Raw genomic sequence first — 26,167 nt, forward strand, 5'->3', positions numbered from 1 at the left:
GAAAGAGTACCATACTTGGTACCGGCGTCGGAGCGGGTGCCGTGGTGGACGGCAAGCTGATCCATGGCCTGTCCCAATGGGACATATTATTGTTCGCCTCCGGAGGACACTACGAAGGCACGTGTCCGTACCATAAGGATTGCCTTGAGGGCTTGGCAGCCGGCCCGTCGCTCGGTAGACGCTGGGGCATGGCCGGCGCGGCATGCCTATCCCTTGGTCGCTTGATGGATAAAGGATTTTTCCCTTTATATAAACGCCTATAAAATTTGGATTGTTCTACAATTGACTTAGGCAGAAGTTCGGGTATACCATACTATGGTAGATTGCCCGATGATGTTGTATCCACTTCATAGTTTCACAAGGAGTAATCATTATGACAATAAAGGCTATATTGATCGGCGCCGGTGTCCGCGGTGCGAACGTTTACGCACCTTATGCCAGGAATCACCCGGATCAATTGCAGTTTGTCGCAGTAGCAGAACCGGATCCGATACGAAGATCTTCGTTTGCGATGCAGTACCATATACCGGATGACCAGATCTACGAGGATTGGCGCGATGTGCTTCAGAAGCCTAGGTTTGCTGATGCTGTTTGGATCTGTACCCAAGATCGTATGCATTATGATGTTGCCATGCTTGCTCTTCGGCAAGGGTATCACGTCCTGCTTGAGAAGCCTATTTCCCCTTCCCCGCTGGAATGCCTGGAGCTGGAGGAGACGGCCCGAAAGAGCAACCGTTTACTGACTATCTGCCATGTTCTTCGATATACCCCATTTTGGTCCGGCATTCACCGGATTATTGAACGGGGCGATATCGGCAGGGTGGTGGATATTCAACTCAGAGAAAATATTGGATACGCGCATATGGCCCACAGCTATGTTCGCGGCAATTGGAATAATACAGCTTCGGCGAGTCCGATGATTTTGGCCAAGTCCTGCCATGACCTGGATTTGATCTCTTGGCTGATGGGGCAGGACTGCGTACGCCTTACTTCTTTCGGATCGCTGTTTCACTTTACCAAAGACCAGGCGCCGGAGGGGGCGACGGAGCGTTGCTCTAGCGGCTGCCCGCATCTGAAGGATTGTTGTTATGTGGATCTCCGCTACTATATGGGAGAAGGCCGGCGGAGAGCCAAGCATTTTTCGGACGATCTGTCCGATGCAATGATTCGGAGACAGCTGCCGAATACGCCGTACGGGCGCTGCGTCTATCACTGTGACAATGACGTCGTCGATCATCAAAACGTCAACATGCAGTTCCAGAACGGCGCAACGGCATCATTCTCGTTGTCCGCGTTTACGCATGACAGCTCTCGTACGGTTCAGATTTCAGGGACGCGCGGCGAGATCCGGGGGAATATGGCAAGACAGGAGTTTACGGTATATTCCTTCGTGGATGGCGGGAGCACGGAGATCCGGGTTGAAGACGAGGGTCGCGAAGGAACCGATTCGATGCTGAACGAGTTTTGCGAGCAGGTCAACTGCTTTACGGGCAGTTCCTTAACCTCGGCTTCCGCTTCGATTCAGAGTCACATGATGGCATTTGCGGCAGAGGAATCCCGCTTGAATGAAGGGCAGTGCATTGAGCTAGGAAAGTTGATTGCCAATTACAGAGAGGAAGCCAGCATTTTCCGAAACTCGAATGAAAACGGCGTCAATCGTTACTGCACCGTATGAAGACGAGGGGTGCTCCAGAGTCAAGCCATGACTTTTGGACATCCCTATTTTTGGTCTGGCTGCCCATTAAGGGATTGACATTCGGATTTGCTTGGATTAATATGGCTTAAATATTACGAACACTTAGAAAAGCGATGAAGAGAAGAGTAGTTAAGATACGTTGTTTGCAGAGAGCTCCTGCCTGGTGAGAATGGAGCAGCAATGTTCTTAATGAACAAAGACTCAGAGCTGCGTATGGAATTGGGCGGTTTGCTCAAGGATGTTACGCCGGGACTCTCCCGTTACAGAGATAGGGTATAAGCATCGTGATGCCGTACCTGAAGAGGTGAAGATGGCGACAAATTCACAAACCGGGGTGGTACCACGAAGCGTTTATAAAGCTCTCGTCCTCAAGATGACAATCTTGCGGATGGGGGCTTTTTTTGGTTGATACTAAAAGTAAAGGCAGGGGATCAGAATGCATTGGTCAGAACAATGGGCAGATCAGTTAATCGAGAGGTTTCCTGACAAACCGACTCTGGTATGCGCAGCCGGCATCAGCCCTTCCGGGGCTGTGCATATCGGCAATTTCCGGGAGATCGTAACGGTCCATTTTGTGGCAAGAGCGCTGGAAAAGAGGGGCAGGGACGTTCGTTTTATTTTTTCATGGGATGACTTCGATCGGTTCAGGAAGGTTCCCGCGGGGCTGGATCCGGCGTTTGAAAAGTTTATTGGCATGCCGTACGTCGAGGTTCCTTGTCCGTTCGGATGCCATTCTTCCTATGCGGCGCATTATGAGCAGGAGTTTGAGGCTTCCCTGGCGGCATTCGGGATCCAGCCCGAATTTATATATCAAAGCCGGGAATATCAGTCTGGACGATATCATCCGTTCATTCTGCATGCGATCAAGCACAGGGCCGAGATTTATAATATACTGCATGCCTTCAAAACGGGCGGAGCCCATGAGTATGAGCGAAATAGTTACTATCCTGTAAACGTGTATTGTCAGGTATGCGGAAGGGATACCACCGTCATACAACACTTCGACGAACCCGGAGAGAGCCTGACCTATGCCTGCCAATGCGGGCATCAAGCCACCTTGCCGATCCTTCGGGCAAACAATATCAAGTTGCAGTGGAAAATCGATTGGCCCATGCGCTGGAAGATGGAATGCGTGTCGTTTGAACCCGGGGGCAGAGACCACTCATCTGAAACGGGCAGTTATAACGTAGCCAAGGTCATTTCGGAGAGAATTTTCGGGAATCCGCCACCGTCGTATGCAGCCTATGAGTTTATTCGGATCAAGGGGAATCAGGCCAAAATGTCCAGCTCGACCGGAACCAATTACACCCCAGGCGATCTGCTGAAAATATACCCGCCTGAAATCATCCTGTATATGTTCGCGAAATATCAGCCGGATGCTTCCTTCCATATTGGACTTGATGAAGACGTGATCCGCAATTACACCGAATATGAACGATATCGGAATCAAAATGGTTCCAAGCACATGAGCGGCGATATTCAAGCAACGCTGGAACTTTCCGGGACAGACGGAAAATCGGGGCCGACTCCGAAATTCGGCCAGATCTCCGGCATACTGCCGCTCGTGGATTTTGACCGGCAGCTTCTGCAGGAGGTTTTGCACCGAGTGGGCGAAAAGGTTGAGCCGGAGCTGCTTGAACCCATTGCACGGCGAGCTGAGCATTGGATCAAATACCATTATCCGCAAAAGCAAATCTCCGTGAACGAAGAACAGGACCATGAGCTGTACGGGACGCTGGATTCAGTGGAGAAGCAATGGCTTCATCACTTTTGCGATCTGTTGAAGGATGACAAGCTCGATGATGCCAGCCGACTGGAGAAGATTTATGCGATCTGCCATCATGATGACAGCAAGACGATGAGGAAAAATCAGAAGAGGTTGTTCGGTCTCATCTACCAGTTTGTCCTTCACCGCCATGAAGGTCCCCGTCTCCCGATCTTGATCCAAGTTGTCGGTGTACATCGACTGCTCGCTCTGCTGGATTTTCGGGAATGACACTTGGGTCAGCGGTCGGATGGATATATTCCAAAGTTAAAAACGCCCCTGTTTAACATTGGGCGTTTTTTCCTATAGAATTCAGACCATCTCTCTCAGAATGCTTTGGCTGCTTTTCTCCAGCGTCATAGGAAACATTTTCACTTTCCCGGGCGATAAGGCTAGAACCTCTTCATATGCGGCGGCAGATGCATAGACCAGATCAGATTCCTCGATCCGTTGCAGTAGGTCCTCCCGATTATCCAGTCCAGCTAAGCTGGCGTAGACCCCTTCAATACCGGCTTCTTCCATGCGGCTGGCCATCCACTGTGCACCTGCCTTACCCAAGCAGACAAAGCTGATATTACTTCCTGGTGTAAGCCGGGCAATATCAAGTAGGACCGACGTTTCCGCATTCGCGCCAATGACGGATACTTTTTTGTCGTATTTGCTGCATAGGGCCTTTACTTCGTTATCGTGGTTTAATGTCGTGATTATGAGGTTTGAGTACTCCAGTGCCTCGAATAAGGCTTGTTTTCCCGTCAACAGATCCTCCAGAAATACCGTTTTCACTTCGGCACCCGTCATTTGCTCAATCGCTTTCTGATAAAAGGGATAATCATGTTCTTTACATTCGATGAACAAAATCCGCTGTTTCGTGTTCAGGACAGGCTCCTGCAGCAGCGTATAGGCGAGGGATGCGGCAAAGAACTCGCTCGCGGGGATGTTAACGGAGCTAAGCTCCTCCGTCGTTCGCTTTACCAGCTCATGCATGAGCTTTCTGCGAGTTCTGAGCTCTTCAACCTGTGCGTTGTTTAATACCTGCGTTCCTTTACCCTTATGCATCGAGACGATCCTCTCATCCTTCAACTGGTTGTAGACCAGATTTACGGTGTTGCGGTTCAGTCCCAGCAGATCCGCCAGCGCACCGGCCGGAGGCAGCATATCAAAGGGTTCGATCTGTCCAATCCCAATCAACCACTTTAATTGCTCTTTGACCTGTGTGCTGACATTAAGGGTGGCGTGCGGGTCGACTCGAAGCATGAGTTTATGCGGCATAACGAAACCTTCTTTCCTAGTCAACTAGTAATTTAACTTTACATAATTATTTGTCAATTATCAAGAAAAGTATTGACATATATGGCTGTAAGTCATTATCTTATATATAACTAAATAACTAGTTAATTATGAATATTGGAGGGTTACGATGAAGGATCAGGCAGCAGCATATGTACAAAAAATGAAAGGTGGGGCTAGAAGTCCGTTAACCGTCCGTCCCATGAATATTGCCATTGGTTTTATCGGCGGCGCTATTTCCATCGGGTTATTAGCTCTTCTGACGTCGCTCGCAGAGAGTATTTGGATCATGGCACCTTTTGGTGCGAGCTGTGTGCTTGCGTTTGCGGTTTGGGATGCGCCGCTATCACAGCCAAGGAACCTCATTGGAGGGCATCTGATTTCCACATTCACGGGACTTGTAACGCTTGAGGTTCTGGGGGACGGAATCTGGGCCATGGCCATTGGTGTGGGAGCGGCGATCAGCTTGATGGGCATAACCAAGACGACTCACCCTCCGGCTGGTGCAGATCCCTTGGTTGTCATTATGGCTGGCAGCGGCTGGTCATTCTTATTTACGCCGGTGCTTGCCGGCTCGGTTATGATCGTGGTTGTGGCTCTGCTCGTCAATAATGCGGTAAAGGAGCGAAGATATCCGACATTTTGGTGGTGAAGGCAGTTTTTTCTTTGATAAATAAACGGTAATCATGGTAATATCTTCAATCTTATATCGTCAACAACAGACTCGGATCTACAAGGGACCGGGTCTAATTTATGTTGTTTGGCCGCGGATCTGAAATTTCCCAAACTAATTTATATACCACGATGCGAGGGAATCCAAACCGAAATCATAAAAAATAGGAGATACTTACCACTTGATCCCGGGTGTCAAATCTATAGAATATTACACAATCCCGGTACAGGACTCTATTCTTATTTTGTATAAAAGGTTAATATTGCCAAACCTTTACAGAATGCGGTTCTCAGCCGTTTTTTTATACGACTTTGGTATCAAATTTGTAATAACTATGGATAATGATGTAAAAATGACCGGAACTTTAGCAATTTTTCTGCGTTTAACCTTATGATTCACGAAAATTTTCTGAAAATCTTCGTCATCTCGCTGCGTTCCTCTGATGGACTGAAGTCGTGCGGTTCCAGCCTTATCGGGCTGCGATGCTTTCACTGCACACAACTAACATCAGGCTGTGAAGTTGTCAAATGACAGGGACGAGGAGGCAGCGGAACGCTTTATCGGGGGAAAAATGTGGAAGAGGTTTGTTTTACTTCTTTTTGACTACTATCGATATTGGAAAAGTTGGTAAAGAAGGAATATGGTATCGGGAACGCATCGGCTATACAATGACGAGTATGGCTCAGTCGTCATATGTCGGTGCAGCAACAAGCATGTCATAGAAAGGGCAGGTGAGCAACGAAGACGATGAGCAGGCGAAAATGGTGGGTGATCGCAGCACTTTGCACAATAGTGCTTCTCTGCGGTGCTGCTGTAATTCAAGGATATCTACGGCCGTCATTAAAAACGTATGCGGATGCGGACGGCGTGAAAATGAAATTCAAAACAGAGGGAACCTCCTTTCTGGAATATGAGGATGACGAAGTTTGGAAAGAGGTTTTTGCCAAAGGCGTGAATCTTGGGGCAACCGTACCTGGACATTATCCCGGTGAGCTTCCGGCAACGGAGGAGGATTACCTTCGCTGGTTTAAACAGATTGATGACATGGGAGCGAATGTAATCAGGGTCTACACCGTGCATAATCCGGTCTTTTATTCTGCATTGGTGAAATATAACCGGGATAAAGGCGATGACCCCTTGTACTTCATGCAGGGCATTTGGTCACCGGAGGAGCAGCTAATCGAGCGTAAGGATGCGTATGACGAAGAAATCATCCAGACGTTCAAAGCGGAGATATCGAAGGCTGTTGCTGCTGTCTACGGTGATATCAACGTTGAGCCGAAGCATGGACAGTCGAGTGGCAAATATAAGGTCAATGCAGGCAAGTACCTAATGGCCTGGCATGTGGGAACCGAATGGGACCCTGCCATGGTCGATAACACCAACACGGTACATAAGGATGTTCCTCAGTATGAGGGGTCCTATTTCTCGGGGACGAAGGACGCAAGTCCCTTCGAGAATTGGCTGGCATCTTTATTGGACTATACAGCTGCCGAGGAGCAGAAGTATGGGTGGCAGCATCCGATGACATTTACCAATTGGGTCACAACGGATGTGCTTGAGCATCCGGGGGAACCGCTGTTTGAGGAAGACCTGGTGTCTGTCGATGCGAGGCATGTAGAACCGGTGAACTGGGATGCAGGATATTTTGCCGCATACCATGTGTATCCGTACTATCCGGATTTTTTCCGTACGGACAAAACATTACAGACCATTCCCGATGGGGATGGGGGGTACAACACGTACAAAGCCTACTTGCGAAAATTGAAGGCAGCGTTCGAGGATATGCCGATTATGGTCACCGAATACGGCGTACCGTCATCCATCGGTATTTCACACCATGGTCCTGGAGGTAAGGATCAAGGGGGACACGACGAAGCTGAGCAAGGCTCGGTTAACGTCTCGCTGACCCAGGATATTTACGACGAAGGTTATTCCGGGGCCATCTTGTTCATGTGGCAGGACGAATGGTTCAAGAAGACATGGAATACGATGCCTTTTGAAATACCGGCAGACCGCCGGGCATTCTGGTTGAATGTGCTGACGAATGAGAAGATGTTCGGCGTTCTTGCCATGCAGCCGGGCAAGGCAGAGCAGATCACGATCGACGGAGATCTCAGCGATTGGGATAAGGTCCCCGAAGGGGAAGTCAAGACCTGGTCCGGAACAGCTCCGGGCGTCAAGAGCATGAAGCTGACACATGATGAGGCCTATCTGTATATCGGGATGGAACTGGAAGAAGCATTTGATCCCGAACGTTCCAAGCTCTTTATCGGTGCAGACACGATCCCTGGCGGCGACATTCCCAAGAAAGAGCTAGCTGGACGAACGCTCAAAGGCGGGGCTTTGGAAACTTTAATTCAGTTAGGCCAAGAGGATGAGTCCCAGGTCACCATAGCACCATCATACGATTTCCACAGCCGGTTGTACGGTAAGGAGGGATATTGGATGCTGCCAGGTGAGGAAGCCAAGGGGACCAAGGATGATCCTGTAGTGCCTGGAGGTTCGTTTCATTCCTGGAAGCTGGCCATCAGCCTGCTGATGAATCCGCCGGATACCCGCTTCTCCCATCCGTTTGTGGATGAGAGAGTGGGGATGCTGAAACGGGGGACCAGTGATCCGCAATCTCCGGATTTTAATTCTCTTACAGCCTGGCAGTATCAAGACAGATTCGTTGAGATGAGAATCCCTTGGATGCTGCTCGGATTCGGGGATCCGAGTTCGCTGCAGGTGCTGGATTACAGTCTGCTTCAAGACAAGCGTACATTCAGCACGATCACAGCGGAAGGGATCCGGCTGGCTCCGTGGATCGCACAGCGATCTAAGAACAACGGGGATTCAGCGTCAGGATCGGCGGAATCCATCAACCTGGAGGAGATCGAACCCTATACTTGGGAGCTGTGGGAAGCAACCAAGTACAGTGAACGATTAAAACAAAGCTATTATGATATGCAGGACATATTCACCCGTCTGCCTGAAACGGAGCGGGAACCAGATGCTAAATAAAAGGAGGAGCCATCGGATATGTTTTCAAATTTAGAAATGGCATACGTCTTCGCCTATGTATGTCTCGGCCTTATTGCAGCCGGCATTATCCTGTTGTTCCAAATGAAGATCAAGCACAATGCCATACAAAGAGAAACGGAACGCTTAACAGAAAAACATCATGATTATTTTGTGTATGTGCAGAGTCATCTGCATGACGATACGACGCTGAAGCTTCCGCCGGGCAAATTGACATCGGCAGAGCGCCGAGTCATTCAAGCCAAGTTCATCGAGTGGATCGAGCAATTCAAAGGGGACGCCAGAGAGAAGCTCCTGCGCTTATGCCGGGAAGCTGGATTTGTGGAAGAGGAGATTCGGGCATTATCCAGCCTGCGGAAAGACCGCCGTATTGAAGCGGTCTACCGCCTTGGGGGGATGCGTGCGGAAGAGGCTGTGCCGCAGCTTCAGCATCTGATGAACCGTACGAAATATGGTCCGATGACCATCATCATTGCACGTGCGATTGCCAAAAGCGCAGTTCAGTCACAGCAAATTCGAGAAATGTTGTCCAAGCTGCTGTCCTACGATAAAGCCATTCATCATATGGCTGCCGATATTTTGCTTGAAACCCGGCTGGATTCGGCCAGCCTTATGCGCAAGCTCTTGGATGATCCCGATCCTGGACTGGTCAAGGTTTCGCTTGTAGCCATGTGGGGGCAGGCCATTCCGGCTGTCGTGCCGGCACTCGATCGATTGGTTGGATCCGAGGAAAAGGATGTGCGTGCGGAGGCGGTCAAGCTGTATCTTGGCTCCTACCCGGCCCTGAAGGATGATACCATTACGGAGCTCATGAATGATCATGAGTGGGAAGTACGCGCAGCAGCGGCAAAAGCGCTGGGACGGCTTCATGCCGCAGGCAGCATTCCGATTCTCGCTTCCGCCTTGAAGGACGAGAATTGGCATGTGCGCAACAACAGCGCGGAGAGCCTGGCCATGTTGGGAGAACAAGGCTTCGAGACATTGTGCCAAGCCGCGTTGACAGGAGAAGGTCCGGCCAGGGAAACGGCCTTGTACCGGATTGAACGGATCATGTCCAACGAAGTCGAATACGAGCAAGTTGAACAAATGGTGGCCTTTAATAAAAAGAAACTGGTGTACGATCGTTATTTCGGTGTTCAAACGAACAAACGGATCGGCACAGTTGCAGGAGTAGGAGGAGATTACACTGCTTAGAGATATCCTGCTCACTTACGGTATGGTGGCGATATATTACGTCATGATCGTTAGCGCGCTTTATTTTGTAATTCTGATGTTTTCTTTCAGAAATATTAAAGATATTTTCAGACGCGCGACGTATTCCAAATACAATACGCTCTCGGGTTCGGAACTGGTTCCATCGGTATCTTTGCTGGTTCCGGCCTATAACGAAGAGCTGACCATTGCGGAGAATGTCCGCTGTCTGATGACGCTGAACTATCCAACCTACGAGGTCATCGTCATCAATGACGGATCCTCCGACGAGACGCTGAAGGTGCTGATTGAGGAGTACGGTTTGACACTGCTGCCCAATCCGGAGGTCCGCGGCAACATCAATACGAACAAGGTTCGCGGCATTTATTATAATCCGCAGTACCCGCAGCTTTACCTCATTGACAAAGAGAACGGCGGTAAGGCGGATTCATTGAACGCGGGCATTAACCTGTCCCGTTATCCGCTGATTTCTTCCATCGATGCCGATTCATTGCTGGAGAAGGATGCGCTGATTCGGATGGCCCGCATGTATATGGAGAATCCCGAGGAAACGGTGGCCATCGGCGGGGATGTTCGAATCGCCAATGGCTGCGTGATTGAGAACGGAGAGGTTAAGGACGTATCCTTGCCGCGCCGGATATGGCCGATGTTCCAATCAATCGAATATATGAAAGCTTTCCTGGGAGGACGAATCGGGTGGAGTCATTTCAACGGGCTCATCATCGTGTCGGGAGCCTTCGGCTTGTTCCGCAAAGATTATGTCATTGCGGTGGGCGGCTATCGGGGAGGCTATCCCGGCGAAGATATGAACATCATTATCAAGCTGCACCGCTATATGCTGGAAAATAAAATCAAATATCGCGTTTCCTTTTGCCCGGAAGCGGTGTGCTGGACGCAAGCGCCGGACAGCTACAATATTTTGTCCAATCAGCGCAAGCGCTGGGGACGGGGAAACTTGAAGAACATGATCGAGAACCGCGATATGGTGTTCAATCCGAAATATAAAGTCATGGGCTTGTTGACGATGCCCTACAACGTTATTTTTGAAGCGCTAAACCCTTACTTCAGAATTACGGGCCTTCTGGCTCTGCTTGGATATGTTTTGCTGGATATGACAAATTGGCATGTGCTGGTCGTGTTTGGACTCGTCAATTTTTTAAGTGGGTACCTGCTCAGCGTGGGCGCTCTCATCCTGGAGGAGATGGCCTTCCGCCGGTATACCAAATTGTCCGATCTGGTGAAGATGCTCCTCTTCTCGGCACTCAAATTCGTGGGTTACCACCAGTTAGGTGTGCTGTGGAGAGTGCAGGGGCATATTCAATATCTGCAAAACAACAATTCATGGGGTACCATGACCCGGCAGAGCTGGAAAGATAAGAACAAGGCTGCCTGACTTCAAGGCCCGGTTCATATGTAACAGCATCAAAATATAAAGAGAGGTGGGACCTACAGTTATGTCTCAATCCGCAACATTGCAACGCGTGCAGGCCTTTGATTTTTACGGCCGCCTGGAGGAGGAAGTGAGAAACCATAGCCATGGGACAGCATTGCTGTTTCTGTACTGTGCAGGCAATCCGTCCGAGACGGAGGCTGGGCTGGCGGAGGTTCAAAACTTTGTGGACCAGTTGTCCTGCGTGAATGGTGAGGTACTGCAAGACACCAATACCGGTGTATTGGCTGTTACCTTGCCTGGATATTCGCTGGATGCCGCCCATTATCAGGCGCTGCTCCTGAAGCAGCATCTGCAAGGCCGTTTGGAGCAAGCAGATCCGCGTATTACGCTTGCAGCGCTTACCGAAGCGCCGTCAGCGTTGACGCTGAAGCAGATGGCGGAAGCGGCCAAGCTCAGCACCTCTTCGGATATTCATATATTTACGCAGGAGGAAGCAGACAGCGGTCAAAACCGCATTCTCATCGTGGATCAAGATGCCACGGTGAGGGAGTTTTTACAGATCCGCTTGACCATGCAAGGTTATGAAACACTTGAAGCGGTAGATGGTCTGGAGGCACTGGATCTTATCCCGAAATGGGAGCCGGATCTTGTGCTGACCGAGCTCAATCTGCATGGCATCGATGGACTGCCTTTCATTCATCATATCCAGCAGCTGGATGTGAAGGAACCGCCGAAAATTGTGGTATTAACCGAAAAACGTGTGGAGCAAACGATCAGCCAATGCTTCCAAAACGGGGTGGATGATTACGTAACCAAACCGTTCTCGCCGGTGGAGCTGGATGCCCGCATCCGCCGCTGCCTTCATTAAACACATCGTTATTAACGCTTTTAGTTTGATCAGAATTGATGAATGATACGTGATTACTTGAGCTGAGAGGTTCTTTAATCGCAAGGAGAGAGTTCAACAAAACGAGGTCTGTCTTTTGGCGAATGGGCAAAAGAAATAGACAAATAGACTATACATCCGATGGAGGTTGAATACTTGTGAATGAGGAATATGAAACTTTATTGAGTGCCATTGAGAATAAGAAAGCCGTTCTGGGTGTTGTGGGACTGGGCTATGTAGGATTGCCGCTGGCTGTAGAAATGGTAAAACAGGGATTCACGGTCATCGGTATCGATCTGGATTCTGACAAAATTGACCGGATTTACCGCGGCGAGTCCTATATTACGGACATCTCGTCCGAAGAGCTTGCGGCATGCATGGAAACCGGACGCTTTAAGCCGACAACGGATTACAGCATGATTGCTGTGATTGACGCGGTCAGCATCTGCGTGCCAACGCCGCTCAGTGAGAATCAGGACCCGGATACTTCCTACATTACAATGGTAGTCGATCAGCTCAAGCGCTTTATGAAGCCTAATCTGTTAATTACGCTGGAAAGCACGACTTATCCGGGAACCACGGAGGAACTGATTCAACAGCCGATTGAGAAGCTCGGTTATAAGGTTGGCCAAAACTTTTATCTGTGCTTCTCGCCGGAACGGGTCGATCCCTCCAACAGCCGGTTCAATACACGGAATACGCCGAAGGTCATCGGCGGAACGACGGAAGCCTGCCTAAAGCTGGGCGAAGCGTTGTACAAGCAATACGTGGAGACGGTGGTACCCGTCAGCAACCCGAAAGTGGCGGAAATGTCCAAGCTGCTGGAGAATACGTTCCGCAGTGTGAATATTGCCTTTGTCAACGAGATGGCCATGATGTGTGACCGCATGGGCATTGATGTATGGGAAGTGATCAATGCAGCGGCAACCAAGCCGTTCGGATTCATGCCGTTCTATCCGGGACCGGGCATCGGCGGCCATTGCATCCCGCTGGATCCCATGTATCTGTCCTGGAAGGCCAAGGGCTTTCGCTTCTATAGCAAATTCATTGAGCTGGCACAGTCCACCAACGATAATATGCCTTACTACGTGATCAACAAGGCGGCTACGATTCTGAATGAATATGCCAAATCGATCAAGCGCTCCAATATCCTGCTGTTAGGCATGGCTTACAAACCGGATATCAGCGATTTGCGTGAATCTCCGGGTCTTGAAGTATATGAACAGTTCAAGGAAAATGGTGCCTATGTGGATTATTACGATCCGTATGCCCACAGTTTTGTGGATAAGCAAGGCGGGACGATTCACAGCGTGGAGTATGATCTTGCGAAATTCAGCCGTTACGATTGCATCGTCCTCATCACAAACCACAGCAATCTGGATTATCATTCAATCGCTTCGACCGGCGTGCCGATCTTAGATACGCGAAATGCATTTAAAGCGTTCGCCGAACCTCATATTTACAAGATCGGCCATTCTGTTCAGCATGTAGCTGAGCCGGGTGAGGCTGTCTTGATCTAATGAAATGGACGAGAAGAATGAGGCCTATACATGCAAAAGCGAAGTGGATCATCCTGGTTGCCGGCATCTGTCTTTTGCTGCTGATCCTTTTTCTTCTCCCGTCAGGCAAGGTGAATCAGAACAAGGCTACATGGCTGTGGGATGCAAGTCTGATCCGAAGTGAAACGGAGGAGATTGTAGCCTTTAGCGGCAGTGAAGGCATTACAACGATCTTTTTGCAGATTCAACAAGAGGTGACGGACGAGGAGTACCGCCATTTTGTGGCCGCAGCACATCAGCAGGGCATCAGTGTTCACGCCTTGAACGGTCAGCCGGATTGGGCTTATGAAGAAGGCCGGCGAAAAGGGATGGAGCTGCTGACCTGGCTGGAAGCGTACAATCGTACGGCTGCGCCTGAGGAGAAATTCGAGGGCGTGCAGTTCGATGTCGAGCCCTATGTGCTCCGGAGATGGGGCCGCGAACAGGCACAGGTGGTGGAAGAATGGAGCGCGAACATGGAGGTTTGGGTGCAGGAGGCGAAGCGTCAGGGGCTCTCGTTCAGTGCCGCCGTTCCATTCTGGCTGGACAAGGTACCTGGACCGCGCAGCGCGGATGCCGACTCCTTCAGCCGCTGGATGATCCAGAACACGGACGCGATTGCCGTTATGGCGTACCGGGACAGCGGGGAGCAGATGTATGAGTTGTCCAAGGAAGAGCTGGAGCAGGCGGATGAACTCGGCAAGTCCGTCTGGATCGGCATGGAGCTCGGGGATACGGAGGAAGGCGAGCATCTAACCTTCTTTGCCAAGAGCGAACAGGAGATGGAGGACGAAGCCCTGCGTGCCGCCAAACTTGGCAGCGACCATTCCTCCTTTGCGGGAATGGCCGTCCATCACTACCAGGCTTGGGTTCACAAACGAACCGCGATGGCTGGGGAAGAGCCTTGATTTGCATGAGATTTCATTACGATTTCCAGGTTAAATTGTAACAGCATGAACAACATGAATCATTCACTATTCAACATACCTTCGAAGGTCTTTATAGACTTTCGGAGGTATTTTTTTTGTCTGACAGAGGGTGAGGCCCCGGTTTGAAACGGAAATTGTTTAGAAATTGTATAGAACTGAATTCTATAATGTGAATCATCAAGCGGCAAGGGGTAAGAGTCGTTTTTGAAAAAACATGGGACAACGGATTACATAAGCTGGACGACCGGGGGTTCGTTATTGTAATTCAAAGATATGAAAATGATGAAAATTCATGAATTTTTCAAAAAAGTAATAGCAATTATGATATGTTGGTGTTATATTCTATTGGTTTATTCAGGAAGGGCTTTAAGAAAAACCCTGTTTGAAATTTAAAAGGAGTATCCAGATGAAAAGAGATTCTAGTAAAACCCGAATATTATACATGCTTACGAGAATGACCGGACTGTTGTTAACCCTGACGTTATTGGGTGGCTGCGGTCTTTTTGGAGGTAAGCAAGCTCCCAGTGATGAGACGGGCGGTTCGATAGCGACTGTTCAACAAGTGGAACGGTATACGGGGGAGAAGAGCAGGGAAATCCCGTTTGTTTACACGGCCAGGAAAGAACTGGCGCTTACCTTTAACGGCATGGGCGATAAAGCGACCATGATGGCCCTGATCGATGAGCTTGATGCGTACGGAATCAAGGCGACCTTCTTTCTTCCGGGCATCCGAGTGGCGGAGGAACCGGACATTGCCGATGCCATTTTGTCCAGAGGCCATGAAATTGAGAACAATACGCTCAATCAGCTCGATATGAGTCAGCTTAATTACGATCAGATCTATAAGGAGATCAAGCTTGCGAACGATGTCATTGAGCGGGAAACGGGCGTCCAGCCCCGCTATGTTCGGACACGCTCCGGCGATTATCCGGAAGAAGTGCCACTGGCAGCCGCGCATCTCGGGATGAAGGCTGTTGTAAGTTATAACATCAATCCTAAGGACCGCAACATGCAGAGTGCTGAAGAGATTGGAGAGTATGTGACCAGGTTCATCTCCAGAGGCGGCATTATTTCCATGAATACCGACGTCAATCCGGAAGTGATATCTTCTATTAAATACATCGCCCAGGCCGTGGACGATATCGGATATCGATTGGTCACGCTGGATGAGCTGGTGCGAAATGGCGGCGAGCGAAAACCGCTCGAGTTAATTCCGGGATACGACGCTGCGAGAATGAACCCGGATTATGAACAGGCGAAATATGAACTGGTTTATAAAGTCAATACCAACAAAAAAGAAATTGCCCTGACGTTTGATGATTTCGGTAGTGACAAAACGGTTACCCGCATCCTTGATATTTTGGCGGAGCATGACGTGAAAGCCACCTTCTTCCTGCGGGCCAAAGGAGTGGAAAGCAACCCGAATTTGGCGCGGGCGATGGTGGAAGGCGGACATGATGTGGCTAATCATTCCTACAGTCATCCCGTCGTGACATCGCTAACGCCCGAAGAGCTGCAGAAGGATGTCGTCAAGGCCCACCAGGTCATTACGGAGGCCATACAACAGCAGCCTGTCATGCTGTTTCGTCCGCCGACCGGTGTGGTTGATGATGAACGGGCCAAAGCGCTGGCGGCTACCGGTTACCCGGTCATTGCAATGTATGATGTGACGACGCTGGATTGGGATGTTTCCAATAGTGCCGACGATATTGTGAACGGGGTAATGACAAAGACACAACGGGGAAGCGTCATTTTGCTGCATATGCTGGATGACATTCATACCATTGAAGCTCTGCCAAGTGTACTGGAAGGGCTGAAGAATAAAGGATATACGTTTGTAAAAATGGCGGACATGATGCAGCTGCAGGACAAAGCCGCAATGGAGATGGAATAAGATGGAATTATTTGAAAACATGCTGGACCGCGTAGACAGACTGGCGGTCGTCGGTCTTGGATATGTAGGCCTGCCGTTGGCGGTCGCATTCTCAAGAAAGCTGGATGTCATCGGCTTCGATCTGAGCGAGGCCAAGGTGCAGCAGTATCGCAGCGGATTCGATGCTACTGGTGAGATCGGAGATGCTTTGCTTACGAACTGCACGGCTGCCTTCACTTCGGATCCGGACAAGCTTAAGGAGGCTCGCTGCTTTATTGTGGCTGTTCCGACACCCGTGAAAAGCGGAAATGTCCCGGACCTGAAATTCGTGCGCAATGCCAGCCGGTTGGTCGGCCGCGCATTGACCCGGGGAGCGGTTGTTGTGTATGAGTCAACGGTATATCCGGGCGTTACGGAGGAAGTGTGCATTCCGATTCTCGAAGAGGAGTCCGGCCTGCGCCTGGGCGAAGATTTCAAGGTGGGGTATTCCCCGGAACGGATCAATCCCGGAGACCAGGTGCACCGGCTCGAGACCATCGTGAAAATTGTGTCCGGCAATGATCCGGAGGCGCTGGAAACGGTTGCCAGTCTATATGAGCTGATCATTGATGCGGGGGTCCACCGGGCGGAAAGCATCCGGGTGGCGGAAGCGGCCAAGGTTATCGAGAATGCCCAACGCGATATCAATATCGCCTTCATGAATGAGCTTTCCATGCTGTTCAACCAGATGGATATCGATACGAATGCCGTGCTGCGGGCAGCGGAAACGAAGTGGAATTTCCTCCCGTTCCGGCCGGGGCTCGTTGGTGGTCATTGCATCGGAATTGATCCTTATTATCTGACGTATAAAGCCGAGGACACGGGATATCATTCCAAGATTATTTTGGCCGGGCGGCATATCAATGATGGAATGGGGAAATACATCGCCCAGCATGTCATTAAACTTGCGGTTCGCCATGGTATTGATCTGATGAGGGCGAAGGTGGCGGTAATGGGTCTGGCCTTTAAGGAGGACTGCCGGGATATCCGCAACTCCAAGGTCATCGATATTATCCGGGAGCTGCAGGACTACGGGATCCAGCCGATGGTGGCGGACCCGCACGTGGACCGACATCAGGCATATGAGGAATATGGTATCGAGCTGTCGGACATGAGTGAACTGAGAGACATCCAGATTGCGGTGGTCGCTGTTGCTCACCGGGAGTTCAAGCAGCTTGGGGTTGCCGAATTCAAGGACATGTTTAGCTCAGCAGAGGCGAAGCTTCTGATCGACGTGAAGGGAGCTTATCCAAAAACCGAATATGAAGCGAATGGCTTTCATTATTGGAGTTTGTAGATAACGATGGGAGAAAGCAATGAGGATTATAAAAAGAAAGCAACCGAAGATCACCAAGGAAGTTCTTGCGGTTCCGCGTACAGATAGACGTACTCTTTCCTATGTACCCGATCCGGAGCAGATCCGTTTGAACGCGGACCGAAGAGGCAACCGAGCACAGCAGCCTGGGGATGATGTGTCCAGCTCTGAATATTTAAATAAGCTGCGTATGCTCAGCTTGCGTTATGAAGCGGAATTCGAAGTATGGATCGTTCCCAAGGGGAAAAAGAAAAAAGCAGGAATTAAGGGACAGGCTGCCGATATTTCGGCCACCGGCCTGCTGCTCAGGCTGCCGGACGACGCTTCTGGCCTTGAAGTGGGTGACACAGTGAAGGCCCGATTCCGTATCCCGCCGGGCTCCATGCCCGAGGGTTTCGAATCGGCCGTAAGGATGGATGCAAGCGTCGTTCGTCGGGCCACGAATTCGGCAGAATCCGGTGAAGAGCATATGATGGCCTTAGAATTTGAGAAGCCGCTGACGGAATATTTTCAGCGCAAACGGTGGGGCTATTCCGTGTATTCTGCCAGCGCCTTGATGTTCATGGCGGTGCTCTTCATCATACTGATGCGGGCCGAGAGCATTATTTATTTCAAATACAACATGGTGCTGTATTTGTACAGCTTAATCGCAGCTCTGTTTCTGCTGACACGCTACCTGTTCGGGGCGTTATATCGCGATGTGCCGATCAATCCGGATTATACACCGGGGGTTTCGATTATCATCCCCTGCTTCAATGAAGCGGATTGGATCAAACGTACGATTCTCAGCTGTATTAATCAGGACTATCCGGTAGATAAGCTGGAGGTCATTGTCGTTGATGACCGATCGACAGACCAATCGGTACAGCAGATCAAGGATATGATTGAAGTGATTCACTCCGAGGCGGAGCGTTACGCTACCCGCGAACGCTTGTCCTATACGGTGCTGCCGGAGAATGCGGGCAAGCGGGTTGCGCTTGTCAAAGGTGTGGAGATGGCGAAGCATGATTTGGTGGTCTTCGTGGATTCCGACAGCTTTCTGGACCCGATGGCGATTCGCCACCTCGTTCAGCCTTTTCAGGACCCTAAGATGGGCGGCGTTGCCGGCCGAACGGACGTCGAGAATAAATATACCAATAACATGACGAAGCTGCAGACGGTCCGTTATTATATTGCATTCCGGATCATGAAAGCGGCAGAGTCTTGGTTTGACAGCGTGACCTGCCTGTCGGGCCCGTTATCCTGCTATCGGAAAGAGCTCATCATGCAGCATGCGGACGCCTGGCTGAACCAGAAGTTTTTGGGCAGACCCGCCACCTTCGGGGATGACCGAAGCATGACAAACTTTATTTTGAAAACACATCGTACCGGTTACCAGGATTCCGCCATATGCTCGACAATTGTCCCTTCACAGATGAAGGTGTTCCTGAAGCAGCAGATGCGCTGGAAGCGCTCCTGGCTGCGCGAGTCGCTCCGGGCCGGAAGTTTTATTTGGCGCAAAGAGCCGTTTATGGCATTGTTTTTCTACATAGGCCTGATCGTGCCGATTGCCGCGCCTGTCGTGGTTGCCTATAACTTGATGTACGTGCCGATCGTTCATGGCATTTTCCCAGGGACTTTCCTGATGGGCTTGCTGCTGATGGCGCTGCTGATGAGTCTTGCTCACCTGCTGTTTCGCAAGAGCAGGCTCTGGGTGTTCGGCTTCGTGTTCTGTCTGTTCTATGAATTTGTCCTGTTATGGCAGATGCCGGTGGCCTGGTTTACCTTCTGGAAGTCGACATGGGGGACCCGGGAAACGCCGCAAGATATTGAAGCGAGAGAGAAGAAGGAAGCTCGCAAGCGCAAAGGCAAAAAATTCGGATTACCGTTCTGATCGTGTCAAAGCGGTTGAAGTGAGGATGACAAATGGGTAAAAAACGAAATGCAGCCCTCAATGTTCAGCGAAAAAATCGCCGCAAAATCATCAAAGTTACGGCACAGGTTGTTGTATTGGCCGTAGTTGTCGTCCTGCTGGCGAATGCAATTTTCGATTTTCGCACCTATAAGGAGCCGGACAAATCAGCTTGGCGTCAGGATCAGGGCTTTATTGCGCTATCCTATTTTGGAGTCGGTCGCACCGGGACATCCAAGCTCGTATCCAAGAGCCAGCTGGACGCCCAACTGAGGGCTTTATATGAACAGGGCTACACTACGATTTCGCAGCAAGATATTATCGATTATTATCGTAATGGCAAGAAGCTGCCGGATAAAGCGCTGTACCTGTCCTTTGAAGACGGACGGAATGACTCCGCACTGTTTGCGCAGCCGCTGCTGGAGAAATACAATTATAAGGCCACTTTCCTGTCCTATGCCAACAAAATGGGCAACAGTGAACGGAAATTTCTGCAGCCGAAGGATATGCTGAAGATGACCCGCACCGGTTATTGGGAGCTTGGGACCAACGGCAACCGGCTGACTTATATTAATATTTTTGATCATGAAGGCCGTTATATCGGCGTTAAGGACGAAAGTGAACTGACCAGCAAATCCAACGTGGAGTATTACAACCACTATTTGATGGATTTCATACGTGATGAGAATATGATTCCGCTCGAGAACCGCGCGGAGATGGAAGAACGGATCCAAGCGGACTATGAAGCGATGAATCAGGTTTACACGAAAGCGCTTGGTTACGTTCCAGGCACGTATATGATCATGCACGCCAATGCGCTGGGCGGAGGCATGAATCAGCTTGTAGCCAATGCCAATACGGAGCAGATTCGGCAGTTGTTTGGGATGAATTTCAACCGGGAAGGAATGGCCTTCAACTCGAAGGATAGCGATCTTTATAATCTGACTCGGGTCCAGCCTGCTCCTTACTGGTCTACCAATCACCTGTTGATGAAGCTGCACAAGGACCAAGGACAATCTATGCAGTTTGTGCGAGGGGACAAGCAGCAGGCTGATAAGTGGGAGCTGCTTGGCGGAGCGACTGAATTTGCGGATAACCGTTTCGTGGTCACATCGCCCCCGGCCCAGGCAGGAATCGTTTATTTGAAGGGCAGCGAAGAGTCTGACATAACCGTCTCGGCGAAGGCACTCGGTAATGTGGTAGGACGGCAGTCCATCTATGTCCGTTACGACCGGACGAAGGGCTCTTACTTAAGGCTTCTTCTGGAGAACAATAACGTGGTGGTAGAACAGAAGAGAGCGGGTCAAGCACCCGAGGAGCTGTTCACCTATACCTTGCCGAAGGTCGAGTGGGGGGAAGAGGACCTGCAATTCGATAAGGCATCGGTATATACCAAGGAGCAGACGCAGTCCGGAGACCGGGATGATGAGAATGAGTATCCGGTCAACATACTTGGCAACCGTTGGCTGGAGATTTCGGTGAAAGGCCATTCCCTGTCCGTGAGTGTCGATCAACAGTTGATTCTGGATCAGCAGTCTGTGGATGTTTCGATTGGTGCAGGGGGCGTGGCGTTTGAATCGCAATATCATGAGCAGAATGAGAAAGATGATATTTATGACGCTGTTTTTGAAGATGTCACCATTAAATCCGAGCCTGCGAGCGGTGATATGAAGCTGCTGTTTACGAACAAGCCGTCCGGACTGACCGGTGTCCTGACAGGCGTGCAGAGAAGTTTGAGCCGGGCGGTTGACTGGGCTGTGGAGACTTTTTAAATTCGGATGGCGTAGGACGTGAACAAGAATGAAGAATCGCAGGAGGAAATGGGCAGGAGCTCTGGTACTGATGGCTTTGTGTGCTGCTGTCTCTTTCTGGTGGCTGCGCACCGAAGAGCAGGAGAAATCGCTGCAGGTTCAGTTACCGCAAACGGGAGTGAAGCTGTCTGCCTGGATTACGGATTGGCAGTGGAGGACGGGCATTACGGATCTGAAGCAGTTTGGTAGTGAGCTTGAAGAAATTCATTTTTTTGCAGCTTACTTCAATCATAAAGATGAACTCCATTTTACTTCGGATTTTCGGGAGGGGCTGCCTGAGTTTCTGGAGATTTCCCGGAAAGGGAAACAGCTTCGCCGGGTACTGACCATCGTAAACGATCGCTTTGATACCGATGGGACGGCGGACCAGAAGGATCCAGAGCTCATCTCCCGGATCGTGGCTACTCCGGAAAGCCGCAGCCTGCATATCGGGCATATTCTGGCTGTGGTATCCCAGCATGGCTTTAACGGTGTGGAACTGGATTACGAGAAGGTACGCAAGGAAGATTGGGCGAATCTTTCCAATCTGTACAAGGAGATGTATGAACGTTTACAAGCGGAGGGTTTCTCTCTTCGAATCGTGCTGGAGCCGGGGATCTCCCAGTCATCCTTTGAGCTGTTGCCGGCAGGTCCGGATTATGTCCTGATGGCATATAACTTGTACGGAGGGCATAGCGGACCGGGGCCAAAGGCGGATCACGCCATGATAAGGAAGCTGGCAGATAAACTGCAGGGGATTCCGGGAGACCATGCCATCGCATTGTCGGTTGGCGGGTTTGACTGGGCTAATAACGGCAAGGTTGTCTCTTTAACGGAAAAGCGTGCGGTGGAACTGGCGCATTCCATCTCGGACAATCCGAAGCGGGATCCGTCAAGCGGTGCCCTGTATTTTGAATATACGGACGACCAAGGTTTGGGCCATACCGTATGGTATGCGGATGGAATGACCATTGCCGGCTGGATGGATACGGCGAGAGACGCGGGTATATCGAAGATTGCGATCTGGCGGCTAGGGGATATGGAAGAAGATACGTTGCAACAGTTGAAAGCTTATCATCAGCAATCCCAACATAAGTGAATGTATACGAAAAGAAAGGACATCCCATGGCTTCAAGAAGCCGCTCGGGGTGTCCTTTTGCGTAAAATGACTCATGTTGTAGTCAAATAGTCTTTCTGTGTGAGTGCACAAGGAGCAGTGCGCACGATGTACAAATTAATGGATGAGCTTCGAGGCTTTCGCTTTGCGGACGAGACCGCCGCTGGCCCGGTTGATCGGCTTCTTGAGTGCAATCCCGATCATCAGCGCAATTGCCGCGAAGATCAGCATGAACAGGACATCCCGGACGACAATATCCCATAGAATGCCACCAACGGCTTCCCGCATCATGCTGATGGCGTAGGTGAATGGCAGATACGGATGCAATGCTTGGAAGAACGGCGGTGTCATCTGGATCGGAAACGTTCCGCCTGCGCCTGCAAGCTGCAGCACGAGCAGTACGATGGCCATCGCTTTTCCGACATTACCGAATACGGACACCAGCGTATATACAATCAGCATGAAGATGGTGCTAATCAGCAGCGCAAACAAGATGAACCAGCCCGGATTCACCACATAGGTTCCCAGCAAATAGATATCACCCAGGGTAACGAATAGCGCTTGGAACAGGGCAATGGTCAAAAAGGTTAAATAGCGTCCGAAGTAAACCTCGATGCTGCGGAAGCTTCTCTCTTCATCATGAACCTCAACGGAGAGCAGGGAAACAAGCAGCAGGGCACCTACCCACAAGGATAACGTCGTGAAGAAGGGAGACATGGCGGACCCGTAGTTCGGGATAGGGTAGAGTCGATTCTCTTCCAGCGTAACAGGCTCGGCAAAAAACTGGCTTTCGAGCTCGAAATTATTTTGAAGCAAATCGATAACCTCTTGGATATCCCCTGCAGCTTCCATCTCACGCAGCCGATTCGCCAGCTGTGTAATTCGAAGCTCGGCCTCCGGCAGACGGCTTTGGGCCAGCTGTACTTCTTCGCCGCCTACCTTGAGCCCTTTCTGGGCATCTTTGAGCAAATGCTGAATGTCGGGGACGCTGGCAAGCGCCTGGGTCAGCTCCTGCTGAACACGCTTGGCCGTGCCTGCGCCCTTGGTGAAGGATTTGCTTATCGCTGGACCAATCTCCGTATCGTATCGGCTTAACACCGTGTTGGTTAGTCCCGTAATGTCATCGTTTAGCTTCTTCAGCTTATCGATGGCATCTGCAGGTGCTTCTTCTCCCCGTTCCACGGCTTGCGCTATGGTTTGGAGCACGGTTTGGGCTGAGGTCCATCGTGCGGCAATATCCTCAAGCTTCGCCGCCCCGGAAGCTGCCGCCGGGGAGATCGAGCCCAGTCGCTTGAACAATTGACCCAGCCGGGTCGCGGCTTGCGCTGCTGTCTTGGCGCGTTCCTGCGCAGCGTTCAGGCGGCTGGCAAGCTCCTTCGGGTCGATGTCGGCTTGTCCTAGAGCGTCCAGCACTTGCGAGAGTGCTCCGGTGGTTGCAGCCAGTACCTCCAAGTCCTGACGCAGAGCAGGCTCCAGCGATTTCGAGGCACCAGCGGCCTCATTCGCGAACTCCGCCAGCGCACCGGCCATAGCCTTGCCGTCCGTGGCGATTTCTTCAAGGCGAGGCAGAGCGGTGCCAGCTTGCTGAACCAATCGGTTGGCCAGCTTAATATCCTTTGCGGCTGTGCCCACCGCTTCATTGAGCTCCGGAAAGCTTTTTTCAAGCCGGAACAGAAGATTTCGTACTTTATTGATGGCCGGGAGCTGGTTCTCGATCTCAATTCCGAGTGTGTTGAAAATCTCGAAGATGGTGCCGTTGGCGGTTTTGATGAAGTTTTTGCTGATTTCCTCTACAACACCGGATGCGCCCTTGGCCGTCACTTTGGGAGAAATGGCGTTGATTTTCTCGTTTGTATAATAGAGGATCTGAGCTTTGACAGGCTCATTGCTCAGAACGGTGCCGATCCGGGCAGAGAAGTTCTCCGGAATAATGATGGCGGCATAATCATCACCGTGCCGTACACCCTGAATGGCGTTCTCACTATCCTCCGTAAACCGCCACCCCAGCTTCTCATTTTGATGGAGGGACTCCACGATTTCTTTACCCAGGTTAATGGGCTGGTCGCGAAGAGTGGTGCCTTTATCCAGGTTGGCAACCGCAATAGATACACCGGAGGTCTGGCCATAGGGATCCCATGAGGCCTCAATGTTAAACCAGGCATACAGAGAAGGAAGAATAGCAAGCCCGGTAATGATGACACCTGCAGCCCAATTACGGATGATTCTATGGATATCGGCAGAATATATGTGGAAGATATTCTTCATGCGCGCTCCTATCTTGTACGTAGTTGGTGCTAGTATGCCGCAAAATCCGTGCCAAGATACGAAACGAGCCGATCCTTTATCTCTTCCTTCAGGGAGTGCCATTCGCAGAGAAGACTGCACTCATATCCGCGACACAAATACTGAACCTGCAGCCCTTCCGCGGCTGTACGGCTCTGGCTATGAATCCGGATGCCGCGCCGCCTCATCTGCTGCTGCATGATCCAGGCATGATCCGAATCTTCTTTTTTAATTAGCTGCAGATTTAAGATATAGAGGTCAGCCATTTTGAGTGTAAGGGTCTTGAGAATTTGAATATCCCGCTCGAGAACAGACTGAATGAAGTGATGCAGCACATAATCTCGGATCAGGGCTTCGTCTTCTAGTGAAGGCGGGGGAGGCGTGGAAGGCTTCATCATAAGAGACACATCCTAAGACATGAAATACATAAGAACATATGTTCTATCATACACATGGTATGCCAACAATATACGGCGTGCAACCATTAAATATTGGCAATTGTTTATTGATCCCAGTGGATTCATGGCGGCATATCGTTTACACTCCTGATAACTGCATTCATCAGGAGGCGATTCATTAATGATTCTTCATAAAGGCGAAATATTGTTCAGGCAAGGGGATAGCGGGGACCATCTATATCACATCCGGAGCGGATTGTTCAAGGTGACCCGTCTCCATCCGAACGGCAATATGGTGCTTTTCAATATTTTATATCCTGGTGAAACGGTGCCGCATCATTCGTTGATCAGCCCGAAGGAGACACATGGAACGGCGATCGCTCTGATCCAGAGCGAAGTGGAGCTCATATCGGCTGAAGCTTGGTACCGTCAGCTCGAGGAGGATCCGCAGAAACCGCTCGAGGTCGCCAGATTGCTGCAGGAAAAGGTGCGGTTCATGCAGATGAGGCTGGATCACTTGACAGTAGGAGGACCTGCGGAGCGGCTTGAACTGCTGATCCAGTGGCTGGATGAGTATTCACAGGGAATACACTTGACCGAGTATCTGACACAGGAAGAGATCGGACAGTTGATCGGCGTGAGAAGAGAAACGGTAAACCGGCTGCTGCGGGAACAGGGCAAGCACATCTAGCCCGAATTGCGAACGATATAAACGGGGCAGGATACATAGGAACTTCTTCGCAGAATAATCATTGACAGCAAGCTTGTTCAACCCAAAAGGGGGTGTCCCAAAAGATCTTAGATCTTGCGGGAGGCCCCCTTCTTGCTGTTAGAAGACGCTCCATGTACGAATCGTTCCTACCATCGCTGTTGCCCCCACATTTCTTGGAATGGTTCTGAGCAAGGACGAAATGTGGGGGCAAAGGCGAGCGCTGACGCTTGTCCGGAATCGATTCGTCCTCTCCGCTACGCCGTGCAGATTGCTTATTTTTTTAGAAACAAAGAAACCGTTCTTTGGTAAAATGGAAGTGCTACCCACCATTTACGAAAGGAACGGT

18 protein-coding genes, 1 pseudogene and 1 other annotated feature are annotated in these 26,167 nt (G+C 50.5%); of the genes and pseudogenes, 16 read left to right on the plus strand and 3 right to left on the minus strand.

What is annotated here, in order from left to right; all coding sequences use genetic code 11:
- Positions 1-14: 14 nt before the first annotated feature.
- The 3 genes and pseudogenes from MKY48_RS11035 to lysS form a co-directional block, all read left to right on the plus strand.
- A pseudogene (locus MKY48_RS11035) lies at positions 15-197 on the plus strand (ROK family protein); the annotation flags it as partial.
- A 173-nt stretch (positions 198-370) separates the two neighbouring features.
- Positions 371-1,675 carry a Gfo/Idh/MocA family oxidoreductase gene (locus MKY48_RS11040; protein WP_339293496.1) on the plus strand — a complete coding sequence of 435 codons (1,305 nt, stop codon included), beginning with the start codon at positions 371-373 and terminating at the stop codon, positions 1,673-1,675.
- Between the two features lie 125 nt (positions 1,676-1,800).
- Positions 1,801-2,069 (plus strand) — a binding site (T-box leader).
- Between the two features lie 63 nt (positions 2,070-2,132).
- The gene (gene lysS, locus MKY48_RS11045; protein ID WP_339292914.1) at positions 2,133-3,692 is read left to right on the plus strand and encodes a lysine--tRNA ligase; all 1,560 of its coding nucleotides are present in this window, start codon (positions 2,133-2,135) and stop codon (positions 3,690-3,692) included.
- A gap of 81 nt (positions 3,693-3,773) precedes the next feature.
- Here the strand turns inward: lysS and MKY48_RS11050 are convergent, their stop codons facing one another.
- Entirely contained in the window at positions 3,774-4,730 is a 957-nt protein-coding gene (locus tag MKY48_RS11050; RefSeq protein ID WP_339292915.1) for a GntR family transcriptional regulator, read from the minus strand.
- Positions 4,731-4,878: 148 nt separating this feature from the next.
- Here MKY48_RS11050 and MKY48_RS11055 point away from each other — a divergent pair, with 148 nt between their 5' ends.
- From MKY48_RS11055 to MKY48_RS11110, 12 genes are all read left to right on the plus strand, one after another.
- Positions 4,879-5,400: an HPP family protein gene (locus tag MKY48_RS11055; protein WP_215156132.1), complete on the plus strand. Its 522-nt coding sequence runs from the start codon at positions 4,879-4,881 to the stop codon at positions 5,398-5,400.
- A gap of 768 nt (positions 5,401-6,168) precedes the next feature.
- Positions 6,169-8,427: a hypothetical protein gene (locus MKY48_RS11060; protein WP_339292916.1), complete on the plus strand. Its 2,259-nt coding sequence runs from the start codon at positions 6,169-6,171 to the stop codon at positions 8,425-8,427.
- 18 nt (positions 8,428-8,445) lie between these two features.
- Positions 8,446-9,639 carry a HEAT repeat domain-containing protein gene (locus tag MKY48_RS11065; protein WP_339292917.1) on the plus strand — a complete coding sequence of 398 codons (1,194 nt, stop codon included), beginning with the start codon at positions 8,446-8,448 and terminating at the stop codon, positions 9,637-9,639.
- A gap of 43 nt (positions 9,640-9,682) precedes the next feature.
- The gene (locus tag MKY48_RS11070) at positions 9,683-11,050 is read left to right on the plus strand and encodes a glycosyltransferase (RefSeq protein WP_244878917.1); all 1,368 of its coding nucleotides are present in this window, start codon (positions 9,683-9,685) and stop codon (positions 11,048-11,050) included.
- Positions 11,051-11,111: 61 nt separating this feature from the next.
- Positions 11,112-11,918 (plus strand): response regulator transcription factor, encoded by an 807-nt coding sequence (locus MKY48_RS11075; protein WP_339292918.1) that lies wholly within the window; start codon positions 11,112-11,114, stop codon positions 11,916-11,918.
- Positions 11,919-12,094: 176 nt separating this feature from the next.
- The gene (locus tag MKY48_RS11080; RefSeq protein ID WP_339292919.1) at positions 12,095-13,456 is read left to right on the plus strand and encodes a nucleotide sugar dehydrogenase; all 1,362 of its coding nucleotides are present in this window, start codon (positions 12,095-12,097) and stop codon (positions 13,454-13,456) included.
- A 17-nt stretch (positions 13,457-13,473) separates the two neighbouring features.
- Positions 13,474-14,382: a hypothetical protein gene (locus MKY48_RS11085; protein ID WP_339292920.1), complete on the plus strand. Its 909-nt coding sequence runs from the start codon at positions 13,474-13,476 to the stop codon at positions 14,380-14,382.
- 427 nt (positions 14,383-14,809) lie between these two features.
- Positions 14,810-16,297 carry a polysaccharide deacetylase family protein gene (locus MKY48_RS11090; protein ID WP_339292921.1) on the plus strand — a complete coding sequence of 496 codons (1,488 nt, stop codon included), beginning with the start codon at positions 14,810-14,812 and terminating at the stop codon, positions 16,295-16,297.
- 1 nt (position 16,298) lies between these two features.
- Entirely contained in the window at positions 16,299-17,612 is a 1,314-nt protein-coding gene (locus tag MKY48_RS11095; RefSeq protein ID WP_339292922.1) for a nucleotide sugar dehydrogenase, read from the plus strand.
- Between the two features lie 19 nt (positions 17,613-17,631).
- A complete protein-coding gene (locus MKY48_RS11100) occupies positions 17,632-19,503 on the plus strand; it encodes a glycosyltransferase (RefSeq protein ID WP_339292923.1) in 1,872 nt (623 codons plus the stop codon).
- A gap of 32 nt (positions 19,504-19,535) precedes the next feature.
- Positions 19,536-21,293 (plus strand): polysaccharide deacetylase family protein, encoded by a 1,758-nt coding sequence (locus MKY48_RS11105; protein WP_339292924.1) that lies wholly within the window; start codon positions 19,536-19,538, stop codon positions 21,291-21,293.
- Between the two features lie 28 nt (positions 21,294-21,321).
- Complete coding sequence (locus tag MKY48_RS11110) at positions 21,322-22,410, plus strand: glycosyl hydrolase family 18 protein (protein ID WP_339292925.1); 1,089 nt, start codon at positions 21,322-21,324, stop codon at positions 22,408-22,410.
- Between the two features lie 135 nt (positions 22,411-22,545).
- On the opposite strand, the gene MKY48_RS11115 is transcribed toward MKY48_RS11110, so the two are convergent.
- Together MKY48_RS11115 and MKY48_RS11120 are read right to left on the minus strand one after the other, a co-directional pair.
- Positions 22,546-24,693 carry a YhgE/Pip domain-containing protein gene (locus MKY48_RS11115; RefSeq protein WP_339292926.1) on the minus strand — a complete coding sequence of 716 codons (2,148 nt, stop codon included), beginning with the start codon at positions 24,691-24,693 and terminating at the stop codon, positions 22,546-22,548.
- Positions 24,694-24,722: 29 nt separating this feature from the next.
- Entirely contained in the window at positions 24,723-25,109 is a 387-nt protein-coding gene (locus MKY48_RS11120) for a hypothetical protein (protein ID WP_339272079.1), read from the minus strand.
- Between the two features lie 181 nt (positions 25,110-25,290).
- Here MKY48_RS11120 and MKY48_RS11125 point away from each other — a divergent pair, with 181 nt between their 5' ends.
- A complete protein-coding gene (locus MKY48_RS11125) occupies positions 25,291-25,800 on the plus strand; it encodes a Crp/Fnr family transcriptional regulator (protein ID WP_076320827.1) in 510 nt (169 codons plus the stop codon).
- Positions 25,801-26,167: the final 367 nt, after the last annotated feature.

The sequence above is a fragment of the Paenibacillus sp. FSL W8-0187 genome, from assembly GCF_037969755.1.
Taxonomy (GTDB): domain Bacteria; phylum Bacillota; class Bacilli; order Paenibacillales; family Paenibacillaceae; genus Paenibacillus_AQ.

Bases quoted from the DNA above. Each gene is read 5' to 3' on its own strand.
- lysS (WP_339292914.1), top strand. From the start codon at position 2,133: ATGCATTGGTCAGAACAATGGGCAGATCAGTTAATCGAGAGGTTTCCT.
- MKY48_RS11050 (WP_339292915.1), bottom strand. From the start codon at position 4,730: ATGCCGCATAAACTCATGCTTCGAGTCGACCCGCACGCCACCCTTAAT.
- MKY48_RS11055 (WP_215156132.1), top strand. From the start codon at position 4,879: ATGAAGGATCAGGCAGCAGCATATGTACAAAAAATGAAAGGTGGGGCT.
- MKY48_RS11060 (WP_339292916.1), top strand. From the start codon at position 6,169: ATGAGCAGGCGAAAATGGTGGGTGATCGCAGCACTTTGCACAATAGTG.
- MKY48_RS11065 (WP_339292917.1), top strand. From the start codon at position 8,446: ATGTTTTCAAATTTAGAAATGGCATACGTCTTCGCCTATGTATGTCTC.
- MKY48_RS11070 (WP_244878917.1), top strand. From the start codon at position 9,683: ATGATCGTTAGCGCGCTTTATTTTGTAATTCTGATGTTTTCTTTCAGA.
- MKY48_RS11075 (WP_339292918.1), top strand. From the start codon at position 11,112: ATGTCTCAATCCGCAACATTGCAACGCGTGCAGGCCTTTGATTTTTAC.
- MKY48_RS11085 (WP_339292920.1), top strand. From the start codon at position 13,474: ATGAGGCCTATACATGCAAAAGCGAAGTGGATCATCCTGGTTGCCGGC.
- MKY48_RS11090 (WP_339292921.1), top strand. From the start codon at position 14,810: ATGAAAAGAGATTCTAGTAAAACCCGAATATTATACATGCTTACGAGA.
- MKY48_RS11095 (WP_339292922.1), top strand. From the start codon at position 16,299: ATGGAATTATTTGAAAACATGCTGGACCGCGTAGACAGACTGGCGGTC.
- MKY48_RS11100 (WP_339292923.1), top strand. From the start codon at position 17,632: ATGAGGATTATAAAAAGAAAGCAACCGAAGATCACCAAGGAAGTTCTT.
- MKY48_RS11105 (WP_339292924.1), top strand. From the start codon at position 19,536: ATGGGTAAAAAACGAAATGCAGCCCTCAATGTTCAGCGAAAAAATCGC.
- MKY48_RS11110 (WP_339292925.1), top strand. From the start codon at position 21,322: ATGAAGAATCGCAGGAGGAAATGGGCAGGAGCTCTGGTACTGATGGCT.
- MKY48_RS11115 (WP_339292926.1), bottom strand. From the start codon at position 24,693: ATGAAGAATATCTTCCACATATATTCTGCCGATATCCATAGAATCATC.
- MKY48_RS11120 (WP_339272079.1), bottom strand. From the start codon at position 25,109: ATGATGAAGCCTTCCACGCCTCCCCCGCCTTCACTAGAAGACGAAGCC.
- MKY48_RS11125 (WP_076320827.1), top strand. From the start codon at position 25,291: ATGATTCTTCATAAAGGCGAAATATTGTTCAGGCAAGGGGATAGCGGG.